At 70.8% G+C, this 14,183-nt stretch carries 16 protein-coding genes; 5 read left to right on the top strand and 11 right to left on the bottom strand.

What is annotated here, in order from left to right; all coding sequences use genetic code 11:
* The first annotated feature begins 221 nt into the window (after positions 1-221).
* Complete coding sequence (locus AC07GB_RS38740) at positions 222-803, top strand: dihydrofolate reductase family protein (RefSeq protein ID WP_478854095.1); 582 nt, start codon at positions 222-224, stop codon at positions 801-803.
* A 9-nt stretch (positions 804-812) separates the two neighbouring features.
* Here the strand turns inward: AC07GB_RS38740 and AC07GB_RS38735 are convergent, their stop codons facing one another.
* From AC07GB_RS38735 to AC07GB_RS38725, 3 genes are all read right to left on the bottom strand, one after another.
* Positions 813-1,538 (bottom strand): dienelactone hydrolase family protein, encoded by a 726-nt coding sequence (locus AC07GB_RS38735; RefSeq protein WP_478854093.1) that lies wholly within the window; start codon positions 1,536-1,538, stop codon positions 813-815.
* 175 nt (positions 1,539-1,713) lie between these two features.
* Positions 1,714-2,664 carry a hypothetical protein gene (locus tag AC07GB_RS38730; RefSeq protein ID WP_478854091.1) on the bottom strand — a complete coding sequence of 317 codons (951 nt, stop codon included), beginning with the start codon at positions 2,662-2,664 and terminating at the stop codon, positions 1,714-1,716.
* A gap of 201 nt (positions 2,665-2,865) precedes the next feature.
* Complete coding sequence (locus AC07GB_RS38725) at positions 2,866-4,188, bottom strand: TolB family protein (protein WP_478854089.1); 1,323 nt, start codon at positions 4,186-4,188, stop codon at positions 2,866-2,868.
* A 264-nt stretch (positions 4,189-4,452) separates the two neighbouring features.
* On the opposite strand from AC07GB_RS38725, the gene AC07GB_RS38720 reads away from it, so the two are divergent.
* On the top strand, positions 4,453-4,815 hold the full coding sequence (locus AC07GB_RS38720; protein WP_478854087.1) for a hypothetical protein: 363 nt from the start codon (positions 4,453-4,455) through the stop codon (positions 4,813-4,815).
* A gap of 83 nt (positions 4,816-4,898) precedes the next feature.
* On the opposite strand, the gene AC07GB_RS38715 is transcribed toward AC07GB_RS38720, so the two are convergent.
* The 4 genes from AC07GB_RS38715 to AC07GB_RS38700 all read right to left on the bottom strand — a co-directional run bounded on the left by AC07GB_RS38715 (position 4,899) and on the right by AC07GB_RS38700 (position 7,647).
* Positions 4,899-5,663 carry a hypothetical protein gene (locus tag AC07GB_RS38715; RefSeq protein WP_478854085.1) on the bottom strand — a complete coding sequence of 255 codons (765 nt, stop codon included), beginning with the start codon at positions 5,661-5,663 and terminating at the stop codon, positions 4,899-4,901.
* A gap of 43 nt (positions 5,664-5,706) precedes the next feature.
* Positions 5,707-6,534: a hypothetical protein gene (locus tag AC07GB_RS38710; RefSeq protein WP_478854083.1), complete on the bottom strand. Its 828-nt coding sequence runs from the start codon at positions 6,532-6,534 to the stop codon at positions 5,707-5,709.
* A gap of 245 nt (positions 6,535-6,779) precedes the next feature.
* Positions 6,780-7,310 carry a hypothetical protein gene (locus AC07GB_RS38705; protein ID WP_478854081.1) on the bottom strand — a complete coding sequence of 177 codons (531 nt, stop codon included), beginning with the start codon at positions 7,308-7,310 and terminating at the stop codon, positions 6,780-6,782.
* Between the two features lie 151 nt (positions 7,311-7,461).
* Positions 7,462-7,647 carry a hypothetical protein gene (locus AC07GB_RS38700; RefSeq protein WP_478854080.1) on the bottom strand — a complete coding sequence of 62 codons (186 nt, stop codon included), beginning with the start codon at positions 7,645-7,647 and terminating at the stop codon, positions 7,462-7,464.
* Between the two features lie 604 nt (positions 7,648-8,251).
* Between AC07GB_RS38700 and AC07GB_RS38695 the strand changes: the two genes are divergently transcribed.
* Positions 8,252-8,536 carry a hypothetical protein gene (locus tag AC07GB_RS38695; protein ID WP_478854078.1) on the top strand — a complete coding sequence of 95 codons (285 nt, stop codon included), beginning with the start codon at positions 8,252-8,254 and terminating at the stop codon, positions 8,534-8,536.
* A gap of 49 nt (positions 8,537-8,585) precedes the next feature.
* Here the strand turns inward: AC07GB_RS38695 and AC07GB_RS38690 are convergent, their stop codons facing one another.
* The 3 genes from AC07GB_RS38690 to AC07GB_RS38680 form a co-directional block, all read right to left on the bottom strand.
* Positions 8,586-9,896 carry an SgcJ/EcaC family oxidoreductase gene (locus AC07GB_RS38690; protein ID WP_478854076.1) on the bottom strand — a complete coding sequence of 437 codons (1,311 nt, stop codon included), beginning with the start codon at positions 9,894-9,896 and terminating at the stop codon, positions 8,586-8,588.
* Positions 9,897-9,976: 80 nt separating this feature from the next.
* Entirely contained in the window at positions 9,977-10,636 is a 660-nt protein-coding gene (locus tag AC07GB_RS38685; RefSeq protein WP_478854074.1) for a hemerythrin domain-containing protein, read from the bottom strand.
* A gap of 293 nt (positions 10,637-10,929) precedes the next feature.
* The gene (locus AC07GB_RS38680; protein ID WP_478854072.1) at positions 10,930-11,754 is read right to left on the bottom strand and encodes a LysR family transcriptional regulator; all 825 of its coding nucleotides are present in this window, start codon (positions 11,752-11,754) and stop codon (positions 10,930-10,932) included.
* A 279-nt stretch (positions 11,755-12,033) separates the two neighbouring features.
* Here AC07GB_RS38680 and AC07GB_RS38675 point away from each other — a divergent pair, with 279 nt between their 5' ends.
* The gene (locus tag AC07GB_RS38675; RefSeq protein WP_478854070.1) at positions 12,034-12,366 is read left to right on the top strand and encodes an ANTAR domain-containing protein; all 333 of its coding nucleotides are present in this window, start codon (positions 12,034-12,036) and stop codon (positions 12,364-12,366) included.
* Positions 12,367-12,943: 577 nt separating this feature from the next.
* Here AC07GB_RS38675 and AC07GB_RS38670 read toward each other — a convergent pair.
* Positions 12,944-13,570, bottom strand: coding sequence for a type III effector protein (locus AC07GB_RS38670; protein WP_478854068.1), 627 nt, complete (start codon positions 13,568-13,570; stop codon positions 12,944-12,946).
* Positions 13,571-13,698: 128 nt separating this feature from the next.
* On the opposite strand from AC07GB_RS38670, the gene AC07GB_RS38665 reads away from it, so the two are divergent.
* Entirely contained in the window at positions 13,699-14,130 is a 432-nt protein-coding gene (locus AC07GB_RS38665; protein ID WP_478854066.1) for an Hsp20/alpha crystallin family protein, read from the top strand.
* Positions 14,131-14,183: the final 53 nt, after the last annotated feature.

The following is a 14,183-nucleotide window of genomic DNA, read 5'->3' as shown; positions in this document are numbered from 1 at the left end:
GCCACCCGGTACGACAAGACCGCCGAGTCCTACCACGCAGCAGTCACCCTCGCCTCACTCCTGATGTGGGCGTGACATTTGACGACAGAACCTAGTACGGTGACCACGAACGGTCACCGGGCCGGGCCGCACGGCCCGGGGCGCGCGATTCCCCGCCTCGTCCTCCTCACCGGCCGAACTATGATGCGGCCTCGGGCCTCCGAGTTCCCTGGAGAAGGCGCATGAGTGATGTGAGCACCGGCAGCGGGACCCGCACCGGCACCGGCAAAGTGGTCGTGAACAGGGCCATGTCGCTGGACGGGTTCATCGCCGGTCCTGGCCACGCCATGGACTGGATCTTCGAGCACATGACGTCGGCGACGTTCCCGGAGGTCATGGCGGCCACGGGCGCCATGCTCGTCGGCCGGGGCACGTACGAGGTCGGCAAGCGTATGGCCGAGCAGGACACCCCCTACGACGGGGGAGCGCAGTTCGTCCTCACCCACCGGCCTCCCGACGAGCCGGACCCGGCCGTCACGTTCCTCACCTGTGACATCGAGGAAGCCGTCGCAACAGCACGCAGTGCGGCGGGCGGCAAGGACCTGGAGATCCTCGGTGCCGACGTGGCGGCCCAGTGTCTGGAGCGCGGGCTCGTCGACGAGGTCCTGGTGTATGTCCTGCCGGTGCTGCTCGGCGACGGCGTCCGCTTCTCGCCCCCGGGCCTGGGCAGGATCGACCTGGAACCTTTCGACAACGCCCAGTCGGGCGCCGTCACGATGCTCCGCTTCCGCGTGCGAAAGCAGGCGCGGCCCTCAAGCCGTTGACCGGCCGGATCACTCCGTCAGGGGCAGGCACTCGGCGAGCAGCTCGACGACGTCCCGCCAAGCTCGTCGCGCGTGCTGCGGGTGGTAGCCGACCCCGGGGCGCACGATGTGGTCGACCGTCGGGTGATGGAAGGCGTGCAAGGCGCCGCCGTAGACGACCAGGCGCCAGTCGACGCCCGCTGCCTGCATCTCGGCAGTGAACGCCTCCCGTTGCGCGGGCGGCATGATCGGGTCTTCCGACCCCACCCCCGCCCACACCGGGCAGCGGATGCGCGCCGCCTCGCCCGGCCGGCCCGTGGTCAGCGCGTTGACTGTCGCGATCGCGCGCAGGTCGACGCCCTCGCGCCCCAGTTCAAGGGCTATCGCTCCCCCGGTGCCGTAGCCGACGGCGGCGATCCGGTCCGGGTCGGTCCGCGGCTCCGCGTGGAGCACGTCGAGCGCCGCGTGGCCGATGCCTCGCATCCGGTCGGGGTCGGCGAGCAGCGGCATGCACCGGGCCAGCATCTCCTCGGGGTCGCCCAGATAGCGCCCGCCGTGGAGGTCGAAGGCCAGGGCCACGTATCCCAGCTCGGCGAGCGCGTCGGCCCGGCGGCGCTCGACGTCGCTGAGCCCCACCCCCTCGGGGCCGACCAGGACCGCGGGCCGGCGGTCGGTACCGGCCGGGAGCGCGAGGTGCCCGATCATCGTCAGGCCGTCGGCGGCGTATTCGATCGTACGTGTGGTAACCGTCGTCATGAACCTGGACTGTAGTGATCGTCAAGCCAGGTCGGGACGGTGTTCTGCCGCGGGCAGAAGGCCCCCGGCCCCGTAGGTCTCCGGCATGGACGACCGCTCCGTCAGCCGACGCGGTCGACCCGCCGGAGAGGACCGAAGGCCCACGAGGAGGCACGGGCCTCCCCGTGGGCCTCGCTCAGGTGGTGCAGTGCTTCTGCGAGTCGAGCCGCACCTTACGCCCGGTGAACTCCTCCAGGACGGCGATGTTCTCCGGCGCGTAGTTCGTCGCCGTGATCTTGTCGGCGTCGCGGCTGCCGAGCTTGCCGGTGTACGGCGCGGACTTCTCCAGCCAGTACGCCGTGCGCAGGAACTGCGTCAGGACCAGGTCGCGCAGCTTGGGCTCGGCCTTGATCCTGGCCCAGTAGTCGGGGTGCTTGTCCTTGGCGACGCGCAAGTAGAGCAGCAGGTAACGCAGGTTGGTGGCGGCGATGTCCCGCGCGTTGCTGGCGCCGACGCCCTTGATGTACTCCTGGACCACCGTCACCGCGGGCAGCCCGGTGAGGCCTGCGTTCTGCTCCGCGAGCACTCCCTGGAGGCGGTACTCGCCCTGCGTCCGGTCCCGCAGATAGATGTTGTCCATGGAGGAGCTGAGGCTGTCCTTGATCAGAGGCAGGATCTCCTTGCGGGGGAAACCGCCGTGCACGGGCACTGTCAGCGCCTGCTGACCGGCGTTGACCCAGGCCGCGATGTGGACGTCCCACCTGGTCCGGGACGGGTCGAGGTCCCACATGTGGGTCTCCTCGTGGATCGCCACCATCATCGACTCGGCGAATCCCTCGAAGCTCTGCTTGTTCACGAACTGGTCCCAGTACTTGTCCTTGGCCTGGGCGATCGCCAGCGCCTCGCCGCTGGGCCAGCGCCGCTTGTACATGGTCTGGAGGGTGCGCATCCAGTTCGAGGAGTTGAAGGCCGCCTTGAGGTCGCTCACGTCGGCGTTCGGCTGCGACGGTTCGTCGTAGCAGTAGGGGGCGGCGGCGCGGCTCCGCGCGGTGCCGTCGGCGGTGGGGCCGGAGGCGGCCAGGGTCCCGGCGCCGAGGGCCAGGACGACGGATGCGGTCAGCAGACGGGGCAGTTGTCTACGGCTCACGAGGACCTCGTCTCTCGAGGCGGTTGTGGGGGGATCGCGCGGACGGGCGCCCGCACCGCCCGTCACTCATCGAAGCTACTGACCCCGGCGGCTCATGCCTACTAACACATCGTCATAACATCCGTTGATGGCTCCCGTCCGGTCGGTCGCCGAGGCCCGCCCGGCCGGCCCGGAGCCTTCCGGATCAGGCCGAGTCACGCCTCAGCACAAGTGCCGGACGTACACGTCGTCGATATCTTCCGGATGGCCGGGGACCAGGTTCGGGGAGGCCGAGGCGAAGGCCACCAGGCAGCCGCCCGACGCCTGGGCCGGGGCACTCGCCTCGTGCGAGGGGAAGCCGCCGTCCAGGGCGACGGTGACGCGGCGGGTGGCCTCGGGGCCCTCACGTCGCAGGTCGCGCAGGTACAGCGCCTGCTTGCAGTCCGCCTCGCCGGTGGCGCAGGCGGAGGTGCGGTAGGCCACGTACCGGCCCTCGGGGCTGATCCGCGGTGACCGGGCGGGCTTGTCGAGTGGTCCGCCGCCGGGGGCCGTGCTCGCGAGCACGGTGTGCCCGGTGCGCAGGTCGTGTACGAAGATCTCCCACAGCGCGCGGGGGTGCCTGGCGGGCAGGCCGTCGCGGTTGGTGACGTACGCGATGGAGCGCCCGTCCGCGCTCAGGGACGGCTCGCCGTACCAGTCGCTGACCGGCTTCGGGTCGCCCGGCGTGTGGTTGATGTGGTGCAGGTGACCCGTGCGGCGGTCGCGGACGTACACGGCGCTGGCCACACCGTAGCGATCGTGGTCGTACACCCGGAAGGCCACGTGGCGCCCGTCCGCGCTCATCGAGACGTCGCTCATGAGCGGCCCGGGATACAGGTCCTCGCTGACCACGTCCGTGCGGCCCCGCTCGCGGTCGCGCACGTAGAGCGTGGCGAGGTAGAAGGGCGGCCCGGGGATCCGGGCGTAGCCGAAGAAGGCCGCGTACCGGCCGTCCCCGCTGAGGGCTTCGAGACGGGACCACTCGAACAGCTGGCCGTCCGGGCCGATGCCCACGAACTCGGTGTGACGGCTGCGCAGATCACGGACGTACGCGTGGCTGCTGGCGGGCGGCCGTTCGCCGGGAGCAAGCGCCGGGTCGGGAGAGTCGAATCCGACGACGCGGCCGTCGCCGCTCAGCGCCTTGAGATCGACGCCTTCCGTGCTCTGGCGTCCGTCGTCGCCCACGCCGGCACGGGTGAGGGAGCCGGTGCGGCGGTCACGGACGAGCACGTCGCTGATGTCGTCGTTGGTGTCGCCGGGCACCAGGTTGGACGCCATGGTCTCGAACGCGACGTAGCGGCCGACATAGCTGCTGCGGGGCGCGTACGAGTGGCTGTTGCCCCGCGTGCCGTCCTCGGCCGTACTGACGATCTCCGTACGCGGCGCCTGGGCACGCGGCGGCGCGGCGGACGAGGACGCCGCGCCGAGCAGGGAGGCCGCCGCGGACAGCGCGACCGCTGCCCCGACGACGCGTCTGCGGGTGGTGGTACGCGGTCCTGCCGCCATGGGTGTCCCCTTCGCCGATCCCGTCGAGAGCCCCCGCCGTCCGGGCGGGGACGGTGTCATGGCCTCCGACGCAACCAGCCCCGCGAGGGCGCCCGCAAGGCCGCTTTACGCCGGGCAGCCGGGGCCCTTCGCGGGGTGCCCGGGCAGGGGATGCGGCCGGTTCCGGGCTGTGCGTAACGGACCGGTCGCCGTGAGACTGTGCCCCAACCCGTACGGGCCCTCCACCGCCTCCCGTACGGACCCCGGCAGAGGGTGGGAGGACACATGAGCCACCGAACGCGCCGCGCCCTGGCAGCAGGCGCCGTACTGGCAGCCGCCACGAGCGCGGTCGTCACAGGAGCACCGCCCGCGCAGGCGGCCACCACGACGCATTGCCCCATGTCCAGGACCATCGTCATCCTGCCGACCGGGCAGGGGTACTGGTTTCCCAACCTGCTGATGTCGGCGTCCGCCTGCGGCTTCGTCGACAACGGCGCTCCCTACCGCTTCACCATCGACAAGGCGACCACCACCGTCTACATCGGAGGGCAGCCCACGACGTACGTCGTCGAGAACCTGAGGACGGAGTGCACGCACGCGGAAGTGCGGACTGGCGGCGTCCTCTATGCCTACGGCTGCCACCCGTGAGCGCGCTCCCGCGCCGGTCCCTCATCCGTGAGCGCGCTCCCGCGCCGGTCCCTCATCCGTGAGCGCGCTCCCGCGCCGGGCTCTCACCCGCTCCCCGCGGCCACGTACAAGGGATAGGCGAAGAGGTCGTGGCAGCGCAGGGTGCGGCCGCCGACGTTGACGATCTTGTTCTCCGAGACCGACCGCACCCGGTAGAGCGCCGTGACCGTGCGCAGGTCGCCCTTGACGCCGCCGTTGCGCACCAGGATGTTGACCGGTGTCGCGTAGTCGTCCCGCGACGTGTCGGACCGGGCGCTCGCCCCGGGCGCCGCGCCGGCGTCACGCAGGGTGCGGAGCAGGACGTTGAGGGCGGTCATCATCGAGTAGGCGCGCTTGGCGGGTTCGTCGTCCCAGTAGCCTTCGAGCAGATACACGAACATACCCGTCGCCTCCTCGTCGCGGACGCCCGCCGCGTCGCGCGACGACGGGTTCTCCAAGGGGTTCGACACCCATACCGCCAGCTCGCGCAGTCCGCGCGGGGCGCCGCCGCCGTCCAGCGTGAAGATCACCTTGCGCGCCCGCATGGTCTCCAGCACGAACGTGGCCCGTCCTTCGTCCACGTCGTCCAGGGAGGCCGGCCGTGTCGTGCGCAGTTCGCCCTTCTTGCGCAGGTGGCGGGTCACGGACTCGGCCAGTTCGTGATCGTTCGCGGCGCGTTCCGCCGATCCCTGCTGGTGTTCGACCACGGGTCCTGTGAGGCCGAGGGCGATGCGCCACTGGCGGTTCTTGGCCTTCGCGGCCGTCGTGCCGATCTGCTCGGCGTAACTCACCAGCCGGGGCCGGTCGATGAACAGGTAGTCCCGGAACACGGGCGATCCCTCCTCGCGGGAGCACAGAGCCTCACCTGGGCGCTCAGGCGCGGTCCCGGCCGGTGATCAGGTGGTCGCGCCCCTCTTGCAGCGCGCGTCTCTCGGCGGGCGGCAGGGACTTCCCCTCGCGCGAGGCCAGCCATGTCCCCAGGACCGCGATGGTCTGCTCGCGCGCCTCGGGGTCCCGCGGCTCGCCGTCGGCCATCAGGGCCGCCAGCACCGCCCGGCTCATCGTGTTCCGGTCGCCGGAGAACTCGCCCCGGTCCATCGCGGCGAGCGCCGCCAGGCCGTGCTCGAGGGCCTTGCCCCGGTCGTCGTCGTCATCGTCCCATTCGTCGCCCGACCGCCACAGATCACGGAGGGCCAGGGCCGCGTTGTAGTGGGCCATGGCCCGCAGGTCCGCCTCCTCTTCCGGCAGCAGCGCCAGCGCGCTCTCCAGGTGGCCGACTGCGCGCCGCAGCACGGATCTGTCGACTCCGCCGTCACTCCCCGGCCGTGTGGGGAGCGCCCCGCCGAGCTTCAGGTGCGCTCCGGCCGCGGTGACGGGGAAACGTGCGGCGTCGACGTGCCGCAGGATCGCCTCGCTGTGCCGGATGCCCTCCTCCCGGTCGTCCGCCGCGTCGGACGCCTCGGACTGGCGCAGCGCGAAGAGGACTTCCCGGGCGGGCCCGACCTCGGCCGGGTCGTCGGAGAAGGCCTGGCCGGCGAGTGCCGTGATCTCGTCGATCATCGGGGAGCCCGACCAGTCGGGCTCCGTCTCCCCCTTGGCCAGCTCGCTCGCCCGCAACAGGACGATCATGTCTGTGCCGTTGGGTTCCACCTCGCCTTCGATCAGCATCAGGATCAGGTCGTCGAAGTCGGCAGGTTCCATCCGCGACCTCCGCTCTGGCGAGTCCGGTGAGGCGTGGTGCACCCGCACCATGCCCCACCGGCCGGGAGACGAACCCTGGGCCATCAGGTGGACCGCGGCTGCTCGCCCTGCGCTGGGAGTACATCGGGCTCAGCAGACAGGCCCTCGATCTGCATCGGCAATGCGATCGGCGACGTGAATCGGATGGACGGCGCTCAGAGCCCCTTGCTCAACTACCCCTGGCCCACAGCGGTTCAGTACTGGATTCAGTACTGCCCGTCGACCGGAATCCAGCCGGACCATTCCTCAGGCTGGTAGAACTTGCCGTTGTCGCCGTTGTAACGCATGACCCGCAGGCGCACCTTCCCGCCCTCGCGGTAGTCCTTGTCGCAGGTCGCCCACGTGTCCGCGCCGAGCTTGTTGACACAGACCGCGGCGGGCCGGCCGTAGTCGGTGTAGATCCCGACAGCCGCGGACAGGCCGTCCTTTTCCGTGTCGCGGGACCAGACGACGTCGCCACCGGGCTGGAAACAACCCTTCGCGCCGTAGGTGGATGTCGCCCCGAGGCATGCGCCGGATGCGGCGGCAGCGGCCTTGTACGCTCCTCCGGTGAGCGGCTCCGCGGTCCCGGGCGCCGGGGCGACGCCCTCGATCATCTCCACGTCTCCCGGCAACTGGATTTCCTGAAGACCCGCGGACGAGTCATCAGCCAGTACCGGCGTCGAAGTGACGACCGAGAGTGCGAGTGTCGATGCCCCAGCGAGGACACTCAACTTCACACACCAATTCACGCGCACGTTCCCCTACCCCCGCCCCCTGACCCCTGATCCGGGGCCCTGCTTCACATGTGAACAGAGTGTGAGGTTAATGGACCTCGCACGCCCGGTGGAAGTGGGTTCTGTGGGCGAACGCTTCAGCCATGGCCTCAGCGCAAGGTGTTGGGTGGACCTACCGCCCGCCAGGCGGCCCGACGCCCGGCTCACCGTCGGTGCTCTCGGCGAACGAGAGATCGAGAGCACACTCCTCCGGGATCTCGGCGGCGGAGATCGCGCACTCCGTACGGTCCACCCCTGCCGACCCGCCGATCTCCGGTCCGCCCGCCCGGCGCTTGCCCGCCTCGATGCGCCCCTTCAACTCCTCGGCAGAAGCGGACTTCCGGGGCGCGGTTGGGCCGACGGGCCGGGTGGTGGTGTCCGTGGCCTCCGATGAAGAGGAACAGGCAGTCGCGGCCGTCGTAGCGCACAAGACGAGCACGGCAGAGGCCGCGACGGTACGAAAGCGCATGAAGATCCCCCTACGCGGACGCATCAGACACTCGGATCGTGAGTTGATCTACCATGCCACACCACGCGGCCCAGGAGCCCGGCCGAACGCGAAGAAGTCGAGCCAGCCGCGCCCAACCACTCCCTCCGCACGACGAAGACACCTCACCCACACAGCCACCCGCCGACCCGCCGACACCCCGCGCCTGGACGCTCCCCCGGTCGCTCGCGGCCGAGCACACCACCAGCTCTTCAGTCAGCTCCGCACTCGCAGCCGCGACCTTCGCGGGGCAGCCCGCACCCGAACCAGCCGCCTCGAAGCACTTCACCCCGCCTGACCGCAGGCGGGGGGAAGCAACAGGGCCCGAATTCGCCAACAGCATCGCACCCATCCGGCGGGGGCCTCCGCTGTTCCCGCACGATCACGATCCGCGTCCCGCTACGCTCCGGGTCTCACACCGTCCTCGGGGGGACCCATGCGCCGCTCCACCGTCCTCATCCCGGCCGGCGTACTCGCTGTCGCCGGAGGCATCACGGGCCTCGTCCTCTACCTCGATCAGCCCACGTACGACGACCATGTCAACGACTGTGTGGCCGCGCTGGAGGAACGAGCAGAGGGCGACAGGGCCAAGCCGTACGCCTGCGAGGAAGTGAAGCACGATGACTACGCGGCCCTGCTCATGTCGGAAGTGATGGAGGCAGAGGGCTGGTTGGACGAGACGGGGGACCCGGACCTGGGCAAGGTCCTGGAGGATGGGTAGCGCGCCCCGGAAGCAGCCTGGGCCGGGGCCCCGGGCGGCTGGGTGCGTGTCAGTCGACAGCCAGAGTGTTCTGCGCGGCTCCGATGCGCCAGGTGCCGGCCTCCTTGACCAGGATGTAGAAGGGGCGGCCCTCGGGGCGGTCGGTGATGCGGGTGCCGTCGGGGCGTACCGGCTGCCGGCGGACGTTCACCGCGGCGACGTCGGGCCGCAAGAACAGCACGCGCTCGACGTCGTAGACGGCGGTGGACTCGGCCATCGCGCCGGGCAGCACCTTGCGGGTGAAGGCCTCGATCTCCTCGAAGCCCGAGAGGCGCTGGCCGTGGCCGGTGGTCCACACGGGGTCCTCGCGCCGGAAGAGGCTCAGGAAGCGGTCGACCAGCTCGTTCTGCTGGGCGTGCTCGGCCTCGGCGACCAGGCGCCGGATCGCTGCCACCTCGGTGGCGGTCTCCGTGCCTTCGGTGGCGCCGAACACCTCGATCGGGCGGTACGAGCCCGACGTCAGCTCGGCCACCACGCCCGGCCGGGCCGGCTGCCAGCCGAGGGCGTCACGGGCGGCGGCTCCGCTGACGCTCTGGTCGAGGGCGAGCGCGTCCGCGAAGAGCGCGCCGAAGACGTCCGCGACCTGCTCCGCCGGCACCGCCTTCGGGGCGGCGAGCACTCCGGCCGCGCGCCCGGCGGCCCGGGCGATGTCACGTACCGGGGTGGCCGATTCGCCCACGCCGTGCCAGACGGTGCCCGCCTCGGCCCGCTCGACGGCGGCCACGAACAGCGCGGCGAGGTCGTCCACGTGCACGGTCGGCCAGCGCACGCCCTCCTCGCCGTAGTACTCGGGCACACCCTGCTGACGGGCCCGGTCGACGAGGATGCCGGGGATGCCGCCGCCACGGCCGTACACGATGGCGGGCCGGACGACGACCGCGCGTACGCCCCCGGCGGCCTCGGCCAGCACTCTCTGTTCGATCTGTGGGCGGTAGCCGACGAGGCCGATCGGGTCGGTCGGGGCGTTCTCGCCGACCTCCTGGACGTCGCCGGTGTCACCCAGGACCCAGACGCCGCTGGTGTAGACGAAGGGGCGGCCGGTGCCGCGGAGCGGGGTGGCGAGCGCCTCGATGACGGCGGTGTCGACGTCGGCGTCGCCGCTCGGCGGAGCCAGGTGGATCACGGCCTCTGTGTCGGGGGTCACCGCGCCGGCCAGCGAGGCCGGGTCCGCGGTGTCGCCGACGACCTGGGCGTGCCAGCCCCGGCCAGGCTGCGGCTCGGCGCTACGGGTCAGCGCGACGACCTGGTGGCCGGCGGCGGTGAGGTGCTCGGTGACGGCGGAGCCGATGTAACCGGTGGCACCGGTGAGCAGAACCTTCATGACATTCCCGTCGTGAGAACGAGACATCGCATCTCATGTGATGGTGGGGTGGGTGGTGTGCGGGGAGACAGGGCGCACGGTCAGGCGACCGTCAGGTCAGCGGCGGCCCGGGTGCCCCAGCGGTCGAGCACCGCATAGGCGGGCCGCCAGCTGTCCGCGTACGTACGCCGCGCGGACTCAGGCAGGAGCTGCGCCAGAACGGCGGACACCGTCCGTTCGGAGGCGCCGTCCAGAAGCCAGGGCAGGAGCCGGGCCGCGTCGGCCTCGATCCGCTGGGCGTGGACGCGTTCGAACTGCTCCCACTGCTGCGTGCTCAGGACGGCCTGGACCAGCGGGAAGACGGCCTCCTCCTCGTGGCGGAGATGCCCGCGCAGACCGGTGACCAGTGAGGTCGTGAGTTCACCGAACAGGTTGCGATCCCCATCCGCCGGTTTGGTCAGCGCCTGGTCGATCACCTCGAGCAGGCGGGCGAGCCCGGCGTGCTCGGCCTCGATCGCCTCCAGCCGCACCAGGGAGAGCGGCCGGCTGCGCAGCGCCTGACGCAGGGCGGGCCACAGCGCGTCGTCCTCGGCGGAGTGATGGGCGTGCAGGGCGCTCCGGAACAGCTGCCAGCCCGTGGTGTGCAGAACGTTCCAGGGCTCGGGGCCGGCGCGGACGGTGGCCCCGGCGAGTAAGCCCAACTCCCTTCTCAAGGCGTTGTGCATCGCGTACGTCACGGTCATGTCGAGCCTGTCTCCCATGTCTGTCCGACTCCTGGTTCCGTGCCTGACGGAGCGGGCAACGTGGGAAGAATGCCCTGATGAGCGGCCTGCCCGGGCCCCTCTAGGCTCCCGCGGGAGACACCTCCGGATCAACGCGGGTTTCGTACGTCGATCGATAACTCGACGGTTATCGAAAGGGGGGCAGGTGCCCGGCTCGCGGCAGACGTGTGGCGTCGGAACCGCACCTGCGAGACATGACGGCGCGTCAGAAACGTAGGACGCCGAACTCGCGGACCGTGTCGGCGAGGGCGCAGATCAGCTCGTTCTCCGCCTCACTCCGCCAGACCAGGGCGAAGGACAGGGGCGCCAGGCCCGTCACGGGGATCCAGCGGACGTGCGGCATGTTCCCAGTGCCGGGTGACATGGCTGGGGAAGCTGTGGATGATCTCGCCCATGCCGACCTGGTTGATCAGCTCCTCCGCGTTGCTCACGGGCCGCCCGCGCTCGATCGTGCTGCCCTGGGGCGTATGGAAGGGCAGGTAACTGTCCTCCCAGTACTCCGGCATGTCGGGGGCCATGGCGTGCCGGAAGTCGGCGAACTCCTCCAGACGCACCGACGTTCGCTCGGCCAGCGCGTGGTCGGCGGCCACGGCGAGGACGCGGGGGTCGGTGCACAGGACCGGGCCGACGGTGAGGTCGGGCTCCTCCACGGGCAGCCAGGTCACGAGCACGTCCAGGTCGTCGTTGCGGAGCCGGCCGAACGGATCGACGTACGTGAGCTGGCGGATCTCCAGCTCCCACTGCGGGAACCGCGAGCGGAAGGCCCTCCAGTAGGAGTGCATGTCGACGACGTTGAACGGCATCATGCCGACGCGGAGCCTGCCGGTGACACCGCTGGCGGTCAGCCGGGCGCGTTCCAGGGACGCGTGCAGGCCCACGAAGACCGGCTGCAAGTCGTCGCGCAACTGGCGTCCGACGCTGGTCAGGCGGACGGTACGGCTGGTGCGTTCGAACAGCGCGGCGCCGATGCGCCGCTCCTGCTTCCTGATGGCCTGGCTCACCCGCGCCTGAGAGACCAGAAGCCGCTCGGCGCTGCGGCCGAAGTGCAACTCCTCGGCCACGACCAGAAAGATCTCAATGTCCCGCAGCTCCAGCATGTCCCCCCCCGTGTCCTACCCCGTCGGCAACCAGGGGCTGCCGAGCCGCAGAAGTATATGGCGATCACTGTTCGTGCGCCGGGGCGATTGCTGGAGCCGGGAGGCTGGTCGGCGGGTGGCTTCCGCCGCGCGCCTGCACCTGTCTCAGGCGCAGGTGAAGGGCATGGTAGTAGGCCACGGAATTCCCCGCCCGAAGATGCCGAAGGGGGTTGCAAGCCTTGCGTGGGGCAAGAGACGCTGAGAAGCAGACCGACCCTTCCGGTTGATCGGAGATCCGCTGTGCCGTACGACCCGACAGACATCGCGGACCAGATCCAAGAACTCGAAACAGAGGTCGCTCAGCTCAAGCACGCCGTGCATGCGCACGCCACAGTCGATCAGGCCATCGGAGTCGTGGTCGCCCTGGGGCGGTTGACCCCGGAGGAGGCGTGGGACATCCTGCGGGAGACCTCCATGCGCACCAACACCAAGCTGCGCCTCGTGGCGGAACAAGTGGTGGCGTGGGCCAGCGCCGACTCCCTGGACGACAGTATCCGGGGCGAACTGGAACGGCAGTTGCTGATGCGCCGACGTGATCAGGCGAGCGCACAGTGCGCGGTGCCGGTGCGTTGAGGTCCGCCCCGCTCCGCCCCCCGCCGTCGGACGGCAACGTCGTCGGACGGCAACGTCCTCGGGCGGCAACGTCCTCGGGCGGCAACGTCCTCGGGCGGCAACGTCCTCGGGCGGCAAGACAGAGCAGGTCACAGCGGGTTCCGATCACCGGCCCCGAGTCGGTGTCCTCCCGCTTGGAGTGGGGACGAAGCTCCGTGACCACACCGGCATCCCGTCCCGCCTGCCTCGCGGCCCGCTGGAGCCGTATCACCGTCCATACAGCTCCAGCCCCCGTCCTCTCGGTGGGGTAACTCCCGCGCCCCCGGAGAGGACACCGCGTGAGGAGCTGGGGAGCCTCACTCCTCACGCCCCCGGCGGCCGTCGTCGCCCGAATCGGCGGCGGCCGCCCCTCCTGTAGGCCACAGCTCAAGCCGACAGCTCAAGCCGACCGCCCCGGCCGACCGCCCAGACCGGCCGCCGCGGCCCACGCCTCCACGCTACGCCGCCTCACCCCCTCCGCCCGCCCGCATGCGGCAATAAGTTGCGTCACCTCATGGCAAGGGGAGCCCGCCCGCACACCGCGGAGCAACAGGTGGGCTCAGGGCGGTGTGAGGGTGTCGAGTTGCGCGGCGAGGTCGGGGTGGGTGGTGGCCAGGTGGGGGCGGGTGGCCTTGAGGGGGTGGATGAGTTCGGCGGGGTCGTCGTGGGCCAGGGCCGCGTGGAGTTGGCTCAGCGGGAGGCGCGCCGTGGTGGGCAGGTCGGTGAGCGCAGTGATCTGGCCGGCGATGCGGCGCAGGTCGGCCGCGTTGTGACGGGCCCACGTGGCGGTGGTGCGGGCGGCGGCGCGGCGCTCGCGGGTGGCCTGGACGCGCTGCTCGCCGGTGGTTCCCGCGGGGCCGGGGCGGCCGCGCAGATAGCGGCGTTCGGCGGCCTGGCGGCTGGCGACGCCGAGGGGGTGGGCCAGGTCGGCCCAGCTGGCGCCCGCGTCACGGGCGGTTTCGATCAGGCCGGTCTCCCATCCGGCGAGCTGCTCACGCACTTGCCGCAGCAGCACGAGGGAGGCGAGCGCCTGCTCCGGCCCGGGGTCGGGGCCAGCCGCTGACGGCGCGTCCTGGGCATCGCGCAGGGCGTCGTCGATGGCGTGCAGGGCCGCCGCGGCGGCGAAGAAGGACGCCGGGTTGTGGGCATTCGTGCTGGTCGTGGGCGACTGCTCGGCTGCGGTCACGGAAGCCTCCCTCGTGTTGTCATCATGTCGACGACATCAGGCTTGTCATCCATTGGATGACATGTTACAACGATTCCAGTGAAGCGCATTGGCAGCAACTGCCCGACCCCGCTGGAGGTGTTTTCACGATGTTGATGCGCACCGACCCCTTCCGTGAGCTGGACCGACTGGCCCAGCAGCTGGTGGGCCCGGGCTCCTGGACCCGCCCCTCGGCGATGCCGATGGACGCCTACCGCGAGGGCGACGAGTACGTGGTCGCCTTCGACCTCCCGGGTGTGGCCGCAGACGCGATCGACATCGACGTCGAGCGGAACATGCTCACCGTCAAGGCCGAGCGGCGGCCGGTGGCGAAGGCCGACGACGTACAGATGGAGCTGTCCGAGCGCCCGCTGGGCGTCTTCTCCCGCCAGCTCGTGCTCGCCGACACCCTCGACACCGAGCACATCAAGGCCGACTACGACGCGGGCGTGCTCACCCTGCGCATCCCGATCGCCGAGCGCGCCAAGCCCCGCAAGATCTCCATCGGCGTCGGATCCGGCCACAAGGAGATCTCCGGCTGACACCGGCCGGACGGTGCGGAGGGCGGGCACCTGACCTCCCCCTCTTCCGCTCT

This window comes from Streptomyces sp. NPDC045778 (genome assembly GCF_056431945.1).
Note: the sequence above shows the minus strand (reverse complement) of the source record. Positions and strands in the feature narration are given on the sequence as shown.